The organism is Cupriavidus sp. KK10, assembly GCF_018223725.1.
In the GTDB taxonomy this organism is placed as follows: domain Bacteria; phylum Pseudomonadota; class Gammaproteobacteria; order Burkholderiales; family Burkholderiaceae; genus Cupriavidus; species Cupriavidus necator.
On record NZ_CP073678.1, the window covers coordinates 635,643 to 653,055 of the forward strand.

Here is a 17,413-nt window from a genome sequence, read left to right on the forward strand (position 1 = left end):
TCTCCCTCCCTTCTTACATTGACAATGCAACTGGCGGCTTCCCGAGTACCCGTTCCGCTTCCTGCTGGAACTCCGCGAACGTGTCGGCAGCGCGGTCGAGCTTCGCCACCTCCTGATGCCTGAAGCAGTGAACGATATGGCCGCTCCCAAGATCTTCCGGCGGTGGCATTTCTTTCCGACAGCGGTCGACCGCAAATGGACACCGCTTGGCCAGGAAGCAGCCTTCAGGCAGATTGATTGGACTTGGAATCTCTCCCGAGAGGTTCACGCTTGTATCGAACGAAAAGTCCGGGCGACCCGGTGTCCCGGCCGTCAAACTGAATCGAGCCGTCGGACTTCTCGATCAGCCCCAGAATGCACCGACCCACGGTAGTCTTCCCCGATCCGCTTTCGCCGACCAATCCAAGCGTCTCACCCGGCTGAATGTTGAGGGAAACGCCGTTGATGGCCTGAACCACACTGCGTGAGCCTGCAATAGGAAACCGCTTACGCAATCCATTAACTTCAAGTAGCTTCGTCATACTCGCTCCACTGGAAAATGACACCGTACCGAGTGGCCGTCGGCCAAGTCCGCCAGTGCCGGCGCTTGCTCCCTGCATTTCTGTTGCGCCATGGGGCAACGATCGGCGTAGCAGCAACCAGACTTTCGATCCGCACCACCCGATGCCGACCTGTGCCAGTCATTGCGCAGCTTCGCGTTGTGGGAGAAAGCAGCCATCAGCATGATGGTGTAGGGGTGCCGAGGGCGAAGAAAGAGGGCGTTGCGAGAAGCGACTTCTAGCACCTCCCCCGCGTACATGACAGCCACCCGATCGCAGAAATGTGCTGTGATCCCAATATCTCTCGTGATGAACAGCATTGCGCTGTCCTGCTCTTGAGATAGCTGACGCATCGTCTTCAGAATCTGCGCCTGGACGGTAACGTCCAGACCGCTTGTGGCATCGTCGGAAATTACGAAGTGCGGTGAGCAGACCAGCGCCATCGCAATGACGACGCGCTGTGCCATCCCACCGGACAGTTCATGCGCATACGCGTTCATGCGTCGCTCGGGGTCAGGAATCTGGACCTTACGCAGCATGTCCAGCGCCTTGGCACGGGCGGCTCTCTTATCGAGCTTGAGATGGACGCGAGCTCGCGTCGCAATCTGCTCGCCGACCGGGATCAGCGGATTGAGTTCACCACGTGGGTTGGGTACCACGATGGACAGGTCGCGCCCGCGCTTGCGTTGCTGCTCCCCTTCGGATAGCTGCCGGAGATCGACGCCGTCAAACCAGATTTTCCCGTTGGTAATGCGACCCGGTGCGGGGGGATGATTAAGAATCGACCGGGCGAGCGTCGTCTTTCCTGCGCCTGATTCGCCCACCAATCCCAGGATGCACCCGGGCGCAATATCGATATCAAGACTGTTGATCGCTACCGACGGTGCACCCATTGCCTTCGGAAACTCGACCCGCAAGTCCCGAATGCTCAGCGCATTGCGTTTCAGCGGATCCGGCAGGCCGGATCGGAGAGAAGCATTTTTGTTCATATCGAACACCATTCAATGCATCTCCTTATACAGAAGTAGTACCGTCCCCGCAGCGGTGCATGGAGCCTGCGGTCGCGGAAATTTCGAGGTAAGGGGTTGTTAACTTCGCCAGACTCGCGTTTACTCTCGGATTTTGGCGCAGCAATGGGCAACGAGTCGGGGGCATGGGTGGACGAGGAATTTGAGAGTCTGGATCTTGGTGATCCGCGGCGGGATCGGCGCGCCAAGGAATTGCTCAAGCGGTTTGCGGCTCTGCCTACGGCGAGCATTCCCGGCGCATGCGATGACTGGTCCCAAACCATTGGGGCGTATCGGTTTCTCGGCAACGAGCAGATCGATTGGCGGGACGTGATGCAGCCGCATTGGGAGCGCACGGCGGAAAGAGTCGCGCAGTTTCCGGTAGTGCTGTGCATCGCTGATACGACCGAGCTGAACTTCAATGGCCAGGAAACCGAGGGGCTGGGGCCGCTGAGCTACGAAGCCCAGCGAGGCATGTTCTTGCATCCGACCTACGCGGTGACGCCTGACCGTGAACCGCTGGGGGTGATCGATGCCTGGATGTGGGCTCGGGAATCAAAGGACGCCGACGGCAACCGCGGCGGGATCAAGGAAAGCGTACGCTGGACTGAAGGGTATGAACGCGTTGCGGAGCAAGCCGCGCTGTTGCCCCGGACACGGTTGGTGTATGTGACGGACCGCGAGGGTGATATTGCCGAGTTGATGGCGCGCGCCCAGGAACTGGGCCAACCGGCCGACTGGTTGATCCGCAGCCAACACAACCGCAACCTTGCTGAGGGCGGCAAGTTGTGGGATAGCGTCGGCGCCAGCCCGGTACTCGGGGAAATCACCTTTATCTTGCCAGGGCGTGCAGGCCAGAAGGCGCGCGAGGTTCAACAGGAGCTACGCGCACAACGTGTGAAGCTACCCGGCCTGGATGGCCCGACTCTCACCTGTGTAGAGGCCAGGGAGATCGGAGCGCCCGCAGGCGTCAAGCCAGTGGTGTGGCGGCTGTTGACGAACCGAGAAGCACAGGATGCCGATGCGGTCATCGAGCTGGTTGAATGGTATCGGGCCAGGTGGGAGATCGAGATGTACTTCCATGTCCTGAAGACCGGCTGCAAGGTCGAAGCGCTACAGCTATCGCACATGGATCGTGTGGAGCGGGCCTTGGCGTTGTATATGGTGGTGGCGTGGCGCATTGCCCGCCTGATGCGATTGGGCAGAACCTGCCCGGATCTGGATGCGTCCCTGTTCTTTGACGCCGACGAGATTCGGGGAGCATACGTGCTTGCCAAGAAGGCCCGCCCGAAGACACCGGTCACACTCAATCAGATGATTCGGTTGGTTGCTTCCCTGGGTGGGTTCCTTGGGCGGAAGAGCGATGGCGAGCCCGGCGCTAAGACGATCTGGATCGGCATGCAGCGAACCATGGACGCCGCGCTCACCATTCAAGCACTGCGGGAAGAGTCATGACTTCTGTATAAGGAAATGCATTCAATGTGCCAACCGCGGGTCGACAACGAAATACAGCAGGTCGACGATCAGGTAGACGAACAGGGAAAAGACCGCAGAGAACAGTACGAAGCCGAGCACTGGATACAGATCGGCATTGAGAACCCCTTGGACCGCGTACTGCCCTGCCCCACCCCAACTGAACACAATCTCGATCAGCACCGCACCACCAATCAGAAACCCGTACAGCACACTTACGATGGTGAGGATCGACGGCGCCGCATTGCGCAGCGCGTGGGCGACTACCAACCTATGCGGCATACCGCACAGCACTTCAAACCTGCTGAAGTCCGAATGCAGCATCCTTTCCACAGTGGACTGTGTCATCTTGAAGATCGGCCCGGCATTGATCAGGCCGAGTGCCAGCACGGGAAGGACAAGATGCGACACGGAAGATTTGAAGCCCTCCCAGTCCATCGCGATCAGCGAATCAACCGTGTACATTCCAGTAACATGCGGCGGTGGCATGATTGCCAGGTCGATGCGACCCAAAGGCGCTGGCGCTACCCCAAGGAGCGCATAGAACACGTAGATAAGCACGAGCGCCAGCCAGAAGTCTGGAAGGGATCCCGCGATAAGACTGTAGAAGTCCGCAACCTTCGAGAGCCAGCTTCTGGGTCGAAATGCTGAGATCAATCCGAGAGGCAGTCCAATCAAGATGGAAACCAGCAAACCTGCGGTGACCAGTTCCAACGTCGCAGGAAACCTCGTTACTAGATCCTCGAGAACAGGGCGGGTCGTCTGCCAAGATGTGCCCATGTCGCCTTTCACCAGGTTCTTCAGGTAAAGACCGAACTGCACAGGGAGGGGCTTGTCCAAGCCCATGCTTTCCCGCAGCGAGGCGATGGCATCCGGCGTCGCTGTAGGGCCGAGCATCAGGACAGCGGGATCCCCGGGGATAGTCTTCACGAGCATAAAGCTTACGAAGACGATGCCAATGATCTGCGGAACTACAAGGAGCATCCGACGACCGATATACTTAAGAATCTGCATAGTGGTTGCTCCTCTTAGCCTTGAATCCGCTGACCACGAACCGGAAGCTCGCTGATAAGGGCGCGACGCTTCACGGGATCAGCCAAGGTTTCGATGCTCGCGCCGACCAGGGCGAAGCCGAATACCGTGATTGCGAGCGCTAGGCCGGGAAACAGCGAAGGCCACCAATAGCCCGTTACCAGGTCCTGAAAGCCCATGGCGATCATGCTGCCCCATTCGGGTGTCGGAGCCCGTACCCCAGCCCCAACAAAACTGAGGCCTGCGGTCAGAAGTACCGCCCACCCGATGTTCACGGAGAGCTGCGCCAATACGGGTGACATCGCATTTGGAATGACATGGCGCCGGATGATGCCCCAGTCCGATAGGCCGGCAACGCGTCCCGCCTCGACATAACGGGCGCCCCGGATCGCCAGGACCTGTCCGCGCATGAGCCGCAGATAGATGGGAACGTTGACGAATGCAATCGCCGCGATGACGGTCGGCAAGCTCTGTCCCAGGCTGGCCACCAGCGCGATGGCCAGCACGAACACTGGAAACGCTTGCACGACGTCCGCGGCCCGCATCACGCCAACGCTGAGCCATGAGCGAAAACCGCGAGCACCGCCGTAGTAGCCGACAAAGGATCCGATCAGCGAACCGATCAACGCCGAGATCAGGGTGGCGGAAATGGCAATCGTCAGGTCGATCCGAGGCGCGTAGATGGTTCGGCTGAAGATGTCCATCCCAACCGAATCCGTACCCAGCAGATGGGACCAGCTTGGCGGTTGCAAGACCTGTGACGGATCTGCCTGGATCGGCGAGAATGAACTGATCATCGGCGCCAGAGCACCGCAGGCAACCACTGCAATGACGATGACGTAACCCAATACGAAACGTGGACGCGCAATGGCAACGCGCGTCATCAGGTCCATGTAGGCACCGATTTTTACCCTGTGCCGGCCATCACTGATGGCTTCCATTTGTAACTCCACTGAAGACACAACTCACCCCCCATCCTCTGATTGATTCACGCCCGTACTTTTAAGTCTCGAGTTCTGACACATTCAATAGCTAATATATGTGAAATTAAACCTAATCCGTGACTTGTTATTAAATTAACAAGTCCATTATGTGAACCACGAAATAACGCACCTTTATTCAGAAGTCGCCAGTCCTTCGCGCGCAACATTCTCTGCCATGATTCCGAGGAGAACCACTGCACTACTGCAAATATCGGCTTCTGAAAATTTGCCTGGCGGCGTTGTGTCGCGCTTCTGGACGTGAGGTCAGTGCTTGGCTTTATTGAAGATGGGGCTTCAGAGACAAGGCGGCCTTATATTCACCCATGGCTTCTCCATTTCAAATGCGGAGGCTGCTCGGAAAATGTCGGTCTCAGCATTGATCCTCGAGACCAATTGAAGTCCTACTGGCAAGCCTGCCGGTGTGAACCCTACCGGTAGTGACGCGGCGGGTTGCCCGGTGAGGTTGAACGGGTATGTGTAATACTGCCAGGTACAGGGATTTCGTCCCGCAAACTGAGGCGGTACATCCACGTTCACCGGGATCGCCGCCACGGGCGCTGTAGGTGTGAGGAGCAAATCGAACGACTCGAACATCGCGCGGATCCTTTCGCGAAACTCGTAGCGCGCAAACACTTTCGTGTAGTACTGCAGTAGCGACTGGTCGAGCGCCTTGTCGAGAAGTGATGCCACGGCTGGATCGAGGATCTCCCGCGACTCGCTCAGTGTGCCGTTCAATCGTGTCCCCACTCCCGCATAGAATTCTGCCATCCAGAGTTGGTCCGGGTCTGGGCCGATTCCTTCCGGCAGTTCGACAACCTCGCATCCCAACCTCTCAAAAACCCTCACTGCGGATTCGCAGAGGCTCATGACCTCATCGTCGGGCTTCGCATAACCGAGCGTGGGACTCCATGCCAATCGCATGCCTTTGACTGGTAGATCGCAGGCTTGAAGCCACGCCGGCACGGGAGCCGCGACCGAGAACGGATCGCGCCTATCGTGCCCAGCAATTGCCGACAATAGGAGAGCGGCGTCTCTAACGGTACGCGCCAGAGGACCGACATGCGCCAGCGTTGGTGTGGCTGAGGCTGGGAACACCGGCACGCGCCCAAACTGAGCCTTGATGCCAAACAGGCCGGTAAGTGCCGCAGGCTCGCGGATCGATCCGCCGCCATCGGTACCCAGTGCGAATGGTGTAACGCCGGCCGCGACGCTGGCAGCCGCACCGCAGCTTGATCCCCCCGGCGTACACTCCGTATTCCACGGATTTCGCGTCACGCCGGTGAGTGGAGAATCGCCGACAGCCTTGCACCCGAATTCACTGGTGGTCGTGGTTCCCACAATGCATGCGCCCGCCTGCTTGATGCGCCCTACGGCCGGTGCATCCGTCTTCGCAATATTGCTGGCCATTGAGCGCGAGCCGAACGTCTGCCTCACACCGCCCACGGAGATGAGATCCTTGACCGAGATCGGCAATCCGTGGAGCAGGCCCACGGGTTCCCCGGCCATCAGAGCCCTTTCTGCCGACCTGGCAGCGTCCATAGCCAGGTCAGGCGTTCTGGTCACGAAGCAGTTCAACAGCGGCTCGACCGCTTCCAGGCGTGTCAGACACTCCTTCATGACCTCGACCGGTGAAACAGCCTTGCTCAGGATTGCCTCGCGCAAATGAAGTGCCGAGGAATATGCGTAGTCCTGCATGGTTACTTTCCTCTTCGACTTAAACCAGACCCAGCGCTCGATCAAGCTGCGGCTCCGTGCTCGCGACGCACTGATCGAATTGCGCCAGGATTTGGTCCTTTGCAAGACCGCGACCGATGAGCACGACACGGGTTTCCGCCTCGCCACGCGGCCAATCCTCTGCATAGGTCAGCGGACTGAATACACTTTGAACTCCCTGCAGAATGACCGGTTTTTCGATCTCAAAGAAATTAAGCAATCCCTTTACCCGATACAGGTTGCTGCCGTACGTCTCTACCTGATGAGCGAGAAACCTCATCACCTTGTCATAGGAGAGTGGACGCGGCTCTCGAATACTGATTGAGGCCACATCGGCAAGATGAGATAGACTCGGATCATGCCCATGCCCATGCCCATGCCCATGGCCGGTCACGCACTCTGTGCAGGAGCTGTCGTGCTGATGCGCATGGCTATCATGACTGGCGTGGTGGGCAGGCTCTGCGCCAATCCATGTTGCGATCGCGGACTGCTTGGTATTCGGATCAAACAAGTCGAGGCCAAGGAGCGCGTTCGCCCGCAGGTTTCCAAAGGAAGCGACCTCCTTAGGCGACAACGGATTCAGGCGATTGACAATCTCATGGGCGCGTTTTCGCTGACGATCAGTAGCCAGGTCGGTCTTGGTGAGCACCAGTTTATCGGCGAGAGCAACCTGCCTCATCGCTTCCTGCGAGCCTTCGACCTGGCCCTCGATGTGCACCACATCCACCAGCGTCACGATTGCGTCCAGACGGTAGGTCAGACTTAGCGACATATCCGTGTAGAAGGCCTGCGCAAGCGGAGTCGGGTCTGCAAGGCCCGTCGTCTCGATGATAATGCGCTCGAAGTCGACTTTTGGTTCTACGAGGCCCGCCTTGCGCATATAGAGCTTGTACAAGGCTCCGATGAGATCGTCCTTACTGGAGCAGCAGATACAGCCGTTGTTGAGTTCCAGCATATCGTCTGACGACCTGGCGATCAGGTCCCCATCGATTCCAATCTCGCCAAACTCGTTGACAATGACGGCGATGTGACCGCTCGAGGGATCCGACAGGATGCGATTGAGCAGCGTTGTCTTGCCTGCACCTAGAAATCCTGTCAGGAGCGTGATGGGAATCCGCCGGTCATTGTTGCTCGCTTCGGTCATGGTCTTGTATCTCCGCTGCTTGGGAGGCAGCAAGCGATTTGCTGCCTCCCCTGTCATTTAGACTGTGTTGCCACGCTCAGGCATCGAGAACGGCCCATGCCCGGACCGGCGAACCGCTGCCCTGATGGATCTTGAGAGGCGGGCCATAGAACATGAATTCCTTCTTGCCGACCAGTTCCTCGAGATTCACGAGCCACTCGTAGTGGGTAATGCCACGATCTCGGCAAACGCGGTGGCTAGGGAACAGGTTATGCGAGGGCTTGTCGGTGGACGGCCCCTCGACGCCGTGGAGCTTGGAACCCCGGTCAGCCAGCCAGTGCGTAGCTTCCGCAGTCAGGCCAGGATTGGTCCAGACCACCTCAACATTCGGGTAATGGCGCTTATGGAGGCCGGTGTTCATCAGGACGATATGACCATCCACCTTCACCCCTGCCTTCTCTTCCGCTTCCTCCAAATCCTTAACGTCAATATCGCCAAGGTCCGGGATGTGGGTCAGATCGAAGCAGACTGCCTTCCCCATGAACATGTCCAGCGGCATTTCGTCCACGGGCAAGCCGTCCGGATTGGTGTGATAGAACGCATCCACGTGCGTCGCGATATGGTCGATCGTAGCGATGAACGTCGTGGCGAACGTCATCTTGTCTTCCGGCGCGCCCAAGCCAAAGGACTGTGTCTTTTCATGCGTCAGATGCGGCGTGACGATCGGACGCTGGAACAGCTTGTGCGCCGGCATGTTGTCAGACAGCGTCAGCGTCAGGTCAACGATACGTTGTGGCATTTCCCTTCTCCTTTCTTACTCTCAGTGAAAACACATGAATTCCTCTTACCGACCGGCCGGCCGATACAGCGGTGATTCGACGGTCCAACAGAACCAATAGGGCGGCAGACTTCAAGCTGCCTTTCCCAGGTATGCCTCCATCACCGCCGGGTTTCTGGCGAGTTGTCCCGACGGACCGCTCATGGTGATGCGACCGTTCTCCATCACGTAAGCACGAGTGGTTACGGACAGTGCCTGCACGGCCAGTTGTTCCACGAGCAGAATTGCCAAGCCCTGCCGGTTCAACTCTTTCAAGACCGGGAACAGAAAGTCGAGGACCTTGGGCGCTAGACCGAGAGATACTTCGTCGATCATCAACAACCTGGGCTTGGACAATAGCCCCCGACCAATCGCAAGCATTTGCTGCTCGCCACCCGAGAGGGAACCCGCAGCTTGCAATCGCCGCTCCTTCAAGCGTGGAAAGAGGTCGTAGATCCTGTCGATATCTCCCCGCAGGGACGCGACGCCCTTTCTCTGAGCGTGTACGTAGCCACCGAGGATCAGGTTGTCTTCCACTGTCTGATCCGCGAAAACGTAACGCCCCTCTGGCACCATCGCGATTCCGCACGCAACCATTTCGTGCGGGCCACGGCCATGCACAGGTTTACCTGCAAAGGTAATGGCGCCAGAGACCGGCTTCACGACCCCCGCGATGGCCTTGAGAGTGGAGCTCTTGCCAGCGCCATTTGATCCAATGATGCCGACGAACTCGCCCTCGTGAACTTCGAGGGAAACCTCACGTGCCGCTTCGATCCGTCCATAGTTCACGGATACGCCATCAAGCTTCAATAAGGGTTTGCTCATGACCGCACCTCCAGCGCAGGCTCAGGATCTTCGTGTGACTTGTTTGAGCCAAAATAGGCTTCAATCACGGCAGGGTTGTTTCGGACTTCGGCCACCGGCCCCGATGCGATTACTTTCCCGTAATCCAGGACGGTCACATGGTCCGAAACAGCCATGATCATGTCCACATGGTGCTCGACAAGAATCATCGTCATGTGACGTGCGGCAAGGTCCCGGATCAGTCCGCTGAGGCTTTCGATTTCGCCGTGCGTAAGGCCCGCTGCAGGCTCGTCAAGCAAGAGAAGCTTGGGTGACAGGGCAAGCGCTCGAGCAATCTCTAGCCGTCTCTGGTGACCAAACGGGAGGTTCTTGGCCAGTTCATCGGCAAAGCCCGCCAGTCCGACGTACTCAAGCAGAACCTTCGCCTCTTCCTGGAAACGCTTCTCATCATGAAAGAAGCTAGGCATCCTGAACAGGGTCGAGAGCAATCCGCTTTCAAAGCGCGTGTGATAGCCCACCAAAACATTCTCGAGAACCGTCATGTTGCCGAACAGCTCCGTGTTCTGGAAGGTTCGTGCCAGCCCCATTCTTGCGAGTTCGTGGCTCACCTTTCTAGTGGCTGAGACGCCCAGAAATTCGATCTCTCCGCCAGTTGGTGCATAGAATCCTGAAACACAATTGATGAACGTCGACTTGCCTGCACCATTGGGGCCAATGACGGCATGAACCTGCCCTGCCCTGAGAACTTCACTGACGTTATCGTTGGCAACCAGGCCGCCAAATGCCATCGTCAGTCCCTTTGTCTTCAGGCAGACCGCGCCTCGTTGCGCATCGACCTGCAGCATTGTGTTGATACGCGTGCTGAGCCGCGGCCACTCCTCGGATGCGCGGCTAACGGAAGCGCGAAACCGACCGCGAAGATTTGAGAGGGCACCCACGATGCCCAGCGGGAGACAGAACATGACCAGCGCGAGAAGTGCGCCGTAGGCAAAACGTTGCCACTCTCCGAATGCCTGCAGATACTCCGGAAGGAACGTCAGAACGGTCGCACCCAACACCGGCCCGACGATGGTTCCCGAGCCGCCGAGAATGACCATCAGAAGGAATCGGACCGAGTCGTCAAATCTGAACGTGTCGGGGTTGACGTACAGGTTCAGATAGGCATACAGACCGCCGGCCATCCCGGCAAAAGCTGCGGCAATGACGAACGAGAACGTTCGAATGGCAATGGGATTGATGCCCATCGAGCGAGCCGCAATTTCGCTCTGACTGACCGCATGCATCGCTCGCCCGAAGCGCGACTTCATGATGTTGTAATGCAGTACGTACGCCGCGAGGAACAACACTGCGAGTAGATAGAAGTATCCCGTATCGTCCAGCGCCTTACCCAGAAAGGCGGGCCCTGGAATTGCCGAAATCCCGTTCGTTCCACCTGTTACGCCCTGCCACTCGATGGCAACGTTCTCAACAATAATGCCGAACGCGATTGTGATGACGGCAAGATAAACGCCCTTGACACGTACCGTTGGGTAGGCGAGTAATGCGCCGAACAGCGCGGCCACTATCATCGCAATTACGATTGTGGCGACGAATCCGACGCCAAGCTTGGCGGCCAGAATCGCGGCTACATAGGCACCGATGGCAAAGAGTCCTGCCTGGCCCAGACTCACCAGTCCCGTGAGGCCTACCAGAATGTTTAGACCAAGTGCGACAAGCGCGTAAATGGTAAGAAGCATCCATATACGCAGCTCATAGGTGTTCGACACAAGCTGGGGCAACAAAGCCATCCCTACGCCGAGCGCGCCGACGAGCGAGGGAAACAGCAAGGATCTGAGTGTTTCGGCTTTCATACCTTCATCGCCTCCTTCTTGCCAAACACACCTTGAGGGAACGCGAGCAGCACGAGAATCATGATTGAGAATCCGATGACTTCCCGTGCCGCTGTGCTGATGTAGCCTTCCACGAATTTCTCCATGACGCCGTAGAGCAGACCTGTAACCACTACGCCACGTGCACTCGTGATGCTTGCCATAATCGCAACGGCGAAGCCCTTGAGGCCAATGAGCACGCCCATCGTCGTAGAGACCTGGATGATCGGTCCGACGAGAACCCCTGCGGCACCCCCCAGACCTGCAGCCAAGCCGAAGGAAATGGCAGTGATTCGGTTTACGTTGATGCCCATCAGACCCGCTGCCACTCGGTTAAATGCAACTGCCCGCATGGCACGACCTAGCACGGTCCGTCGATAGAAGATGTCCAATGCAAGCATGAACAAGACCGCGAAGGCAGGAATGAAGAGCTCTTGGGCATAGACGCCGGCGCCCAGAATTGAGATGGGCTTGTCTACCCCGGGGGAAGGCAAGGCTCTCGCGAACGATCCGAACTTGATCGTGGCATACGACTCCACCATGATGCCGATGGCAATCGTGGTCAGCATCCAGCCGATCGCCGTACCGTCCTTGTTGAACGGACGAATGGCAAATCGCTCGATTAGCACGCCATATCCGATGCATACAAGAATCGCTGCAGGGATCCCTAACACCAGGGGAACGTTCGCGTCCATAGAGACGACGGCGATCACAGCTCCGACCATTAGGACGTCGCCGTGGGCAAAGTTCACCGATCGACAGGCGGACCACATGATGCAAAATCCCAGACCGATCAGGCTGTAGATTGCCCCGATGGACAGTCCGCTGAGGATGTATTGCACAAAGGAGCTCATTGCAGGTCCTCCTCCTATCCTGTTGGATATACGTTTTGAAAAAATCGGGCAAAAAGGGATCCAGCAGAAGCATCCGTATCGATGCTTCCGTTATGGATAGTTAATGCACGATTACTTGTAGGGAGTCTGGTCTACCGGCAACAGTGAACCGTTATGCCAAGCAGTAAGTTTGTAGTATTTCTGCTTGATTGCATCGTGCTGCTCTTGCGCTTGTCCGAACGCCGGATCGTAATTCGCCACCAGGCCCTCATATTTGACTCGGAAAAGCGCGTCGCGGACCTTTACACGGTCATAGCTTCCGGCGCCCGCAATAGCCTTTGCGAGGATATGTACGGCGTCGTATGCATTCGCGGTGCCACTCCCCATTTTCAGGTCAGCAGGGCTCTTGAGCTTGTATTTGTCGGTAATTTTTTGATACACGGCTGCCGTCTTGGGATCTTGCTTGCCCATCCAGGAAAAAGTCTGGAAGACCAACACTCCATTCGCCAACGGGCCGGCGAGTTCGCCCAGGTTCCCCGCTAGTCCCCAGGCGCTGGCGATTACCGGCTTGTACTTGAGCTTGTCCATGCCACGGAGAATTTGGTTGCCTTCCCGGTCCAACGCAAACATGACGATCGCATCGGCGCCTGCATCCCGCGCCCGGATGAGTTGCGCCGTCATATCCTGGTCGCCCCAGTTGAACGTCTCCATGGCGACGGGACTGATGCCCTTAGCCTGCAAGGCCGCCTTCACGTCGGGAGCGGCCCCATTTCCCCAGCCTGTATTTTCATAGAAGACGGCGATTTTCTTGGTCGAGGATTTTTGCAGCGCAACATCCGAGAGGTATTGCGCAACCCAGCGGTCCTTGGCCGAGACCCGGAACATCCAAGCATTTTTGCCCGAATCGTGCTCGATGATTTTCGTTCCCGCCGCCATGACGCCGACGTAAGAGATGCCGATCTGTTCGATAGGCTCACGCATCGCGAGGGCAACGCCACTATGGTATCCGCCGAGTATGGCGATGCAGTTGTCGGCCATGGCGATGCGCCTGACATTGTCAACGCCTTTTGGCGGTTGACCGCCGTCGTCATACACCTTGAGCACGAGCTTCTTGCCGAGCACACCGCCGCTTCCGTTGATCTCGTCGATCGCGATCTCGGCCCCCATCCGAGCCGCCAGTCCAGTAAAGGCCTGCGGACCCGTCAGTGCGCCCGACAGGCCAATGCAGGGCTGGCGCTCCTGCGCATGGCCGATTTGGGCGGCCGTCGTACAGATTACAGCGCATGCAAATGCCGTCACATTGCGAAGCGAACTTTTGAATATCGACTTCATTGCAGACTCCCCATTTGTCTCATAACGGTGCAGGAAATTTTCTTTAGGCACTCTTTTAAGGCGGTCCCCGGTTTGGAGCGTCCATAATGTAGACTGTTGTCGGTTGCCGCTAAGTTGTTAAAAAGATATCCTTAGGATCAACGAGTTACAACGCTTCTTGGTAAAAATAGAAGTCCACGATACGGACCATGCAGTTGCGAAATCATCGAAGGAGACTGTTTTAGATGAACAAAGTGGCCCCTACCCCAGCATTTTCTGAACGTAGTAAAGCGTCCGGCACGCAGAGTATCGAACGCGCGGCGAGGATCCTTCGCGAGATCGCTTCCTATAGCGTTCATGGTTTGCGCTTAGTTGATTTGTCCAAACAACTCGGTATCGAACGCCCTACCGTCCATCGGATGCTCAACTGCCTGATTCGGGAGGGGTTGGTGATGCAACATGCGACGTCCCGGCGGTACCTGCTGGGATATGGTCTCTTCGAGTTGGGTCTAACCGCGGCCTCTCACTTCAAGCTCTGGCACCTTTGCGAGCCATCGTTGAAGCGATTGGCGGACGAGACTGGCGGCATTGCCTTCATGACGATCCGGAGCGGGGCGGACGCCATCTCCGTCGCACGTGCGGAAGGACGGAACGCCATCAATATCGCGAGCCTGGAGATCGGCGTGCACCGGCCACTGGGAGTCGGGGCTGGGAGCCTTGCGCTGCTCATGTCCCTGCCGGACGATGAAATCGAGCGGATCGTGTGCGCCAACGCGAGGCGTTTGTTCGGCTACGGCAAGCTAAGCGTCCCGCTAATGCTCGAGATTGTCAGAGCCTCCCAGGAGGTTGGGTATGCCGTGCACGATAGCCGCCTCATCGAAGGCGTGAGCGGAGTCGGGATCGTTGTGCATGACAGCCATGGCGCGCCACTCGGAGCAATCAGTATCACGGCCTTAGAAGACCACCTACCTGTCAGCCGCCAGATTGAATTTCTTGCCCTGCTCCGGAAGGAGTCGCGCATTATTCAGAATCTTGTTCATCAATCGAACTTTGACATGGCCCAATATGCTCATTTACTCGCAGAAGGTGAGCTTTACAGTACTCGCGCGTTAGAGGTGGAATGAGCATAGCCCACCGCTGAGCGACCGTCTGGTCTGGGAATGGCAACCCGCTACCATCGGTGCGTCCTTTTAGCCGGGGAGGTAATCGTACGCGGTTGGCGAACTGCTGCAGCGGTGAAGGACCTCATCGACACAGCCGCCATAGCCGCGACCTACGGCCCCCCATCAATGAGAATTTCACCTCGCATGGACGCTGCGGCGGTCACGCTCGCGAAAACTGCCGGAGCTGTGATTCGTGGCAAGACGGTCACTGCAACCGAGTTTGCTGCGTTCCATCCTGGCCCAACGCGCAACCCCCGCTCCCCGCAGCTCGCGCCCCGCACACTGGGCAAAACAGCGCCTGGACGCAGCGGCGCCGTGGAGGCCCCTGCCAGCGCACGAAGGGATGCCTGACCGTCCAGTCCTGCGACAGTCCTGAACGGCCGGTTTTCCCAAACTGCGCAGTCACCCTCACTTTTCCCCAAGGCGGCCGGCGGTCTCCGGAACGATCGCCGCACCGGCCAGGTAAATGGCAGTGACCACCGCGACGAAGATCCCCAGCACTTTTGGCAGGTCGGCGGGGGTGCTCGCGCACAGCGACGCAAACGTCGGCATCATGCCGCCGATGGCAAAGCCGATATTCCATGACAGGCCAGTCCCCGTGGCACGGATGCTGGTGGGAAACCGTTCGTTCAGGAAAATGAGGATCGGAGCAAAACCCATGCTGCCCAGCATCGCCAGCGCCACGGCATACATGCCAAGCGTGGTGACATCCGGCACGTCGGGCATCCGTTGGTAGATCAACGGCAGCAGCACCACGTTCAAGGCGCCTATCACCAGGAAAGATCGCTTGCGACCAATCAGCGTGCTGAGGTGACCGGCAAATATCGATGCCACGATAACGCCGACACTGCTGGCCATCAGGATGGCCGCGGATGCGCCCGCCGGTGCCTTCACCACGACCTTGAGGAAGGTCGGCAAATAGCCTGAGGTCAGGTAGTAGGCGCTGCCACCGCCGATCGTGAGCAGGATGTTGACAGCAAGGACGCCGCGGTACTTGCTAGAGAACAGGACACGCAACGGGTTCTCAACCGGAGCGGCATGTCCCTTGGCCGCCTGCAACTGCTTCCACAGCGGCGACTCCTCCAGCGAATTGAAGATGAATAGGCCGAGCACCGAGCTGATGATGCCGGAGAAGAACATGCAGCGCCAACCCCAAGTGTCGAACGCATCCCCGGGAAACAGCGCGGTCATTGCCATGTAGGTGATGGAAGCCAGCAGTGCCCCGATACCCGCGCCACCGCCGCCAACCAGCCCCGAGACGGCGCCGCGCCAGGACGGCGGCACCGATTCAGTGCCGATGGTGTGGGTGGATGCCACCACGCCGCCGACAAAGATCCCCTGTACCAGCCGCAGCAGGATGAACAAGGCTGGCGCAAGCAGGCCCACCTGTCCCACCGTGGGCAGCAGCCCGAACGCCGCCGTGGACAAGCCAACGCCGGTAACCGCAACCACCATCGCGCCCTTGCGGCCGTGGCGGTCGGCATAGGAGCCGAAAATCGCGGAGCCGAGCGGACGCATCAGCAGCGTCACGGCAAAAGACGCATACACTGCCGCCAGCGACAGCATGGCGTGCTCCGACGGGAAAAACAGCCTGCCGATCACCGGCGCCACGAACAGCAGGATGAACAGGTCGAACAGGTCCAGCGCCCATCCCATGCATGACGCCGTCACGGCACCAAACACCTGGCGATTGCTCGCCGCTGGCAGCGGCTCGCTGATCGTCTCTGTACTCTTCTTTGCTACGGCTTCCATTGTTGTCTCCTTTGATTTGGATCTCTGCTTGGATCATTACGGCAGCGATGGCGCGCGAGCGGTGCCTTGCCGGCAGGCGAGCGCTCTCCCGCGATGCTTGCGCCGTGGCAGAAGGCATCGTTATCCGGTCAATTCGTCCGGGATGCGGGCGGCCTTGCCGGCGCGCCCGCGATTTGCATCAGCTGCCGCGGAACGCCGGCTTGCGCTTGCCGTGGAACGCTTCCACGCCTTCTCGGAAATCGTCCGAGCTGCGCAGGCGGCTGTAGCAATGCCCTTCCAGCTCGATGGCGATCGACAGCGGCGCATCCTCGGTGTCGTTGAGCAGCTTCTTGGCGGTGCGCTGCGCCAGCGGCGAGAAGCCGCGCAGCTCGTCGACCAGCGCATAGGTGGCGGCTTCCAGCTCGGCGTCGGCCACGCATTCCACCGCGATGCCCCACTCGTAGGCTTCTTTGCCCGAGATACGGCGCGAGCGCATCACGATGTCCTTGGTGCGGCCGATGCCTACCATCTTCTGCAGGCGCGCCGAGCCGCCCGATCCAGGGATCTGCCCGAGCTTCTGCTCCGGCAGCGCGTACTGCGTGGTCTCGGTGGCGATGCGGAAGTCGCAGGCCAGCGATAGCTCAAAGCCCACGCCGAAGCAATAGCCGCGGTTGGCGGCAATCACCGGCTTGCTGCAGCGCGCCGGCGCCGCCACGTTCCAGGCCAACTGCGAGACGTGCTCGGGCGAGGCCTCCAGGAATCCCTTGATATCGCCGCCGCTGGAAAAATGCTCGCCCTGCGAGCGCAGCACGATCACGCGCACGCGCTCGTCGGCATCCAGTGCTTCGATGACGGCGCGCAGCTGGTCGCGCGCCGCCATAGCGATCACGTTGTACGGCGGACGGTGCAGGATGATGTCCGCGCGCTCGCGCGCGGCATTGATCTCCACGGAGAAGCCGTCGAGCTGTTGCAGGCGTTGCTGGTCGGGATGGATCAGTTCAGTTACCTGGGTCATG

General features: G+C 58.6%; 16 protein-coding genes. 2 read left to right on the top strand and 14 right to left on the bottom strand.

Annotation, left to right across the window (positions count from 1 at the left end; genetic code table 11):
* Positions 1-13: 13 nt before the first annotated feature.
* Genes KB879_RS34275 through KB879_RS34285 form a run of 3 tightly spaced genes read right to left on the bottom strand, consistent with a single transcriptional unit; the run spans position 14 to position 1,540 of the window.
* Positions 14-268, bottom strand: a complete 255-nt coding sequence (locus KB879_RS34275) for an oligopeptide/dipeptide ABC transporter ATP-binding protein (RefSeq protein WP_249221513.1) — start codon at positions 266-268, stop codon at positions 14-16.
* Positions 225-521, bottom strand: a complete 297-nt coding sequence (locus tag KB879_RS34280; RefSeq protein ID WP_211984021.1) for an ATP-binding cassette domain-containing protein — start codon at positions 519-521, stop codon at positions 225-227. Before KB879_RS34280 ends, KB879_RS34275 begins: the two co-directional genes overlap by 44 nt.
* Complete coding sequence (locus KB879_RS34285; RefSeq protein ID WP_211984022.1) at positions 518-1,540, bottom strand: ABC transporter ATP-binding protein; 1,023 nt, start codon at positions 1,538-1,540, stop codon at positions 518-520. Before KB879_RS34285 ends, KB879_RS34280 begins: the two co-directional genes overlap by 4 nt.
* Positions 1,541-1,717: 177 nt before the next feature.
* On the opposite strand from KB879_RS34285, the gene KB879_RS34290 reads away from it, so the two are divergent.
* Positions 1,718-3,001, top strand: a complete 1,284-nt coding sequence (locus KB879_RS34290; RefSeq protein WP_249221529.1) for an IS4 family transposase — start codon at positions 1,718-1,720, stop codon at positions 2,999-3,001.
* A 21-nt stretch (positions 3,002-3,022) separates the two neighbouring features.
* On the opposite strand, the gene KB879_RS34295 is transcribed toward KB879_RS34290, so the two are convergent.
* The 9 genes from KB879_RS34295 to KB879_RS34335 all read right to left on the bottom strand — a co-directional run bounded on the left by KB879_RS34295 (position 3,023) and on the right by KB879_RS34335 (position 13,524).
* Entirely contained in the window at positions 3,023-4,033 is a 1,011-nt protein-coding gene (locus KB879_RS34295) for an ABC transporter permease (protein WP_211984023.1), read from the bottom strand.
* A gap of 14 nt (positions 4,034-4,047) precedes the next feature.
* On the bottom strand, positions 4,048-4,992 hold the full coding sequence (locus KB879_RS34300) for an ABC transporter permease (protein WP_211984024.1): 945 nt from the start codon (positions 4,990-4,992) through the stop codon (positions 4,048-4,050).
* Between the two features lie 336 nt (positions 4,993-5,328).
* Entirely contained in the window at positions 5,329-6,729 is a 1,401-nt protein-coding gene (locus KB879_RS34305; RefSeq protein WP_211984025.1) for an amidase, read from the bottom strand.
* A gap of 19 nt (positions 6,730-6,748) precedes the next feature.
* On the bottom strand, positions 6,749-7,891 hold the full coding sequence (locus tag KB879_RS34310) for a GTP-binding protein (RefSeq protein WP_211984027.1): 1,143 nt from the start codon (positions 7,889-7,891) through the stop codon (positions 6,749-6,751).
* 76 nt (positions 7,892-7,967) lie between these two features.
* Entirely contained in the window at positions 7,968-8,669 is a 702-nt protein-coding gene (locus KB879_RS34315) for a cyclase family protein (protein ID WP_211984029.1), read from the bottom strand.
* A gap of 111 nt (positions 8,670-8,780) precedes the next feature.
* A complete protein-coding gene (locus KB879_RS34320) occupies positions 8,781-9,512 on the bottom strand; it encodes an ABC transporter ATP-binding protein (RefSeq protein WP_211984030.1) in 732 nt (243 codons plus the stop codon).
* Positions 9,509-11,341, bottom strand: coding sequence for an ATP-binding cassette domain-containing protein (locus KB879_RS34325; protein WP_211984031.1), 1,833 nt, complete (start codon positions 11,339-11,341; stop codon positions 9,509-9,511). The genes KB879_RS34320 and KB879_RS34325 overlap by 4 nt, the downstream gene beginning before the upstream one ends.
* Positions 11,338-12,213: a branched-chain amino acid ABC transporter permease gene (locus tag KB879_RS34330; RefSeq protein ID WP_211984032.1), complete on the bottom strand. Its 876-nt coding sequence runs from the start codon at positions 12,211-12,213 to the stop codon at positions 11,338-11,340. The genes KB879_RS34325 and KB879_RS34330 overlap by 4 nt, the downstream gene beginning before the upstream one ends.
* A 111-nt stretch (positions 12,214-12,324) precedes the next feature.
* Entirely contained in the window at positions 12,325-13,524 is a 1,200-nt protein-coding gene (locus KB879_RS34335; RefSeq protein ID WP_211984033.1) for an ABC transporter substrate-binding protein, read from the bottom strand.
* A gap of 224 nt (positions 13,525-13,748) precedes the next feature.
* Between KB879_RS34335 and KB879_RS34340 the strand changes: the two genes are divergently transcribed.
* Positions 13,749-14,627, top strand: a complete 879-nt coding sequence (locus tag KB879_RS34340; RefSeq protein ID WP_211984034.1) for an IclR family transcriptional regulator — start codon at positions 13,749-13,751, stop codon at positions 14,625-14,627.
* Between the two features lie 447 nt (positions 14,628-15,074).
* Here KB879_RS34340 and KB879_RS34350 read toward each other — a convergent pair whose 3' ends face one another.
* Together KB879_RS34350 and KB879_RS34355 are read right to left on the bottom strand one after the other, a co-directional pair.
* Entirely contained in the window at positions 15,075-16,418 is a 1,344-nt protein-coding gene (locus KB879_RS34350) for an MFS transporter (protein ID WP_211984036.1), read from the bottom strand.
* A 178-nt stretch (positions 16,419-16,596) separates the two neighbouring features.
* Positions 16,597-17,412 (bottom strand): enoyl-CoA hydratase/isomerase family protein, encoded by an 816-nt coding sequence (locus KB879_RS34355; RefSeq protein ID WP_211984038.1) that lies wholly within the window; start codon positions 17,410-17,412, stop codon positions 16,597-16,599.
* Position 17,413: the final 1 nt, after the last annotated feature.

Excerpts from the sequence above, each read along its gene's own strand:
- KB879_RS34335 (WP_211984033.1), bottom strand. The coding sequence starts at position 13,524 with ATGAAGTCGATATTCAAAAGTTCGCTTCGCAATGTGACGGCATTTGCA.
- KB879_RS34330 (WP_211984032.1), bottom strand. The coding sequence starts at position 12,213 with ATGAGCTCCTTTGTGCAATACATCCTCAGCGGACTGTCCATCGGGGCA.
- KB879_RS34300 (WP_211984024.1), bottom strand. The coding sequence starts at position 4,992 with ATGGAAGCCATCAGTGATGGCCGGCACAGGGTAAAAATCGGTGCCTAC.
- KB879_RS34350 (WP_211984036.1), bottom strand. The coding sequence starts at position 16,418 with ATGGAAGCCGTAGCAAAGAAGAGTACAGAGACGATCAGCGAGCCGCTG.
- KB879_RS34320 (WP_211984030.1), bottom strand. The coding sequence starts at position 9,512 with ATGAGCAAACCCTTATTGAAGCTTGATGGCGTATCCGTGAACTATGGA.
- KB879_RS34295 (WP_211984023.1), bottom strand. The coding sequence starts at position 4,033 with ATGCAGATTCTTAAGTATATCGGTCGTCGGATGCTCCTTGTAGTTCCG.
- KB879_RS34340 (WP_211984034.1), top strand. The coding sequence starts at position 13,749 with ATGAACAAAGTGGCCCCTACCCCAGCATTTTCTGAACGTAGTAAAGCG.
- KB879_RS34285 (WP_211984022.1), bottom strand. The coding sequence starts at position 1,540 with ATGGTGTTCGATATGAACAAAAATGCTTCTCTCCGATCCGGCCTGCCG.
- KB879_RS34310 (WP_211984027.1), bottom strand. The coding sequence starts at position 7,891 with ATGACCGAAGCGAGCAACAATGACCGGCGGATTCCCATCACGCTCCTG.
- KB879_RS34355 (WP_211984038.1), bottom strand. The coding sequence starts at position 17,412 with ATGACCCAGGTAACTGAACTGATCCATCCCGACCAGCAACGCCTGCAA.
- KB879_RS34315 (WP_211984029.1), bottom strand. The coding sequence starts at position 8,669 with ATGCCACAACGTATCGTTGACCTGACGCTGACGCTGTCTGACAACATG.
- KB879_RS34325 (WP_211984031.1), bottom strand. The coding sequence starts at position 11,341 with ATGAAAGCCGAAACACTCAGATCCTTGCTGTTTCCCTCGCTCGTCGGC.
- KB879_RS34305 (WP_211984025.1), bottom strand. The coding sequence starts at position 6,729 with ATGCAGGACTACGCATATTCCTCGGCACTTCATTTGCGCGAGGCAATC.
- KB879_RS34280 (WP_211984021.1), bottom strand. The coding sequence starts at position 521 with ATGACGAAGCTACTTGAAGTTAATGGATTGCGTAAGCGGTTTCCTATT.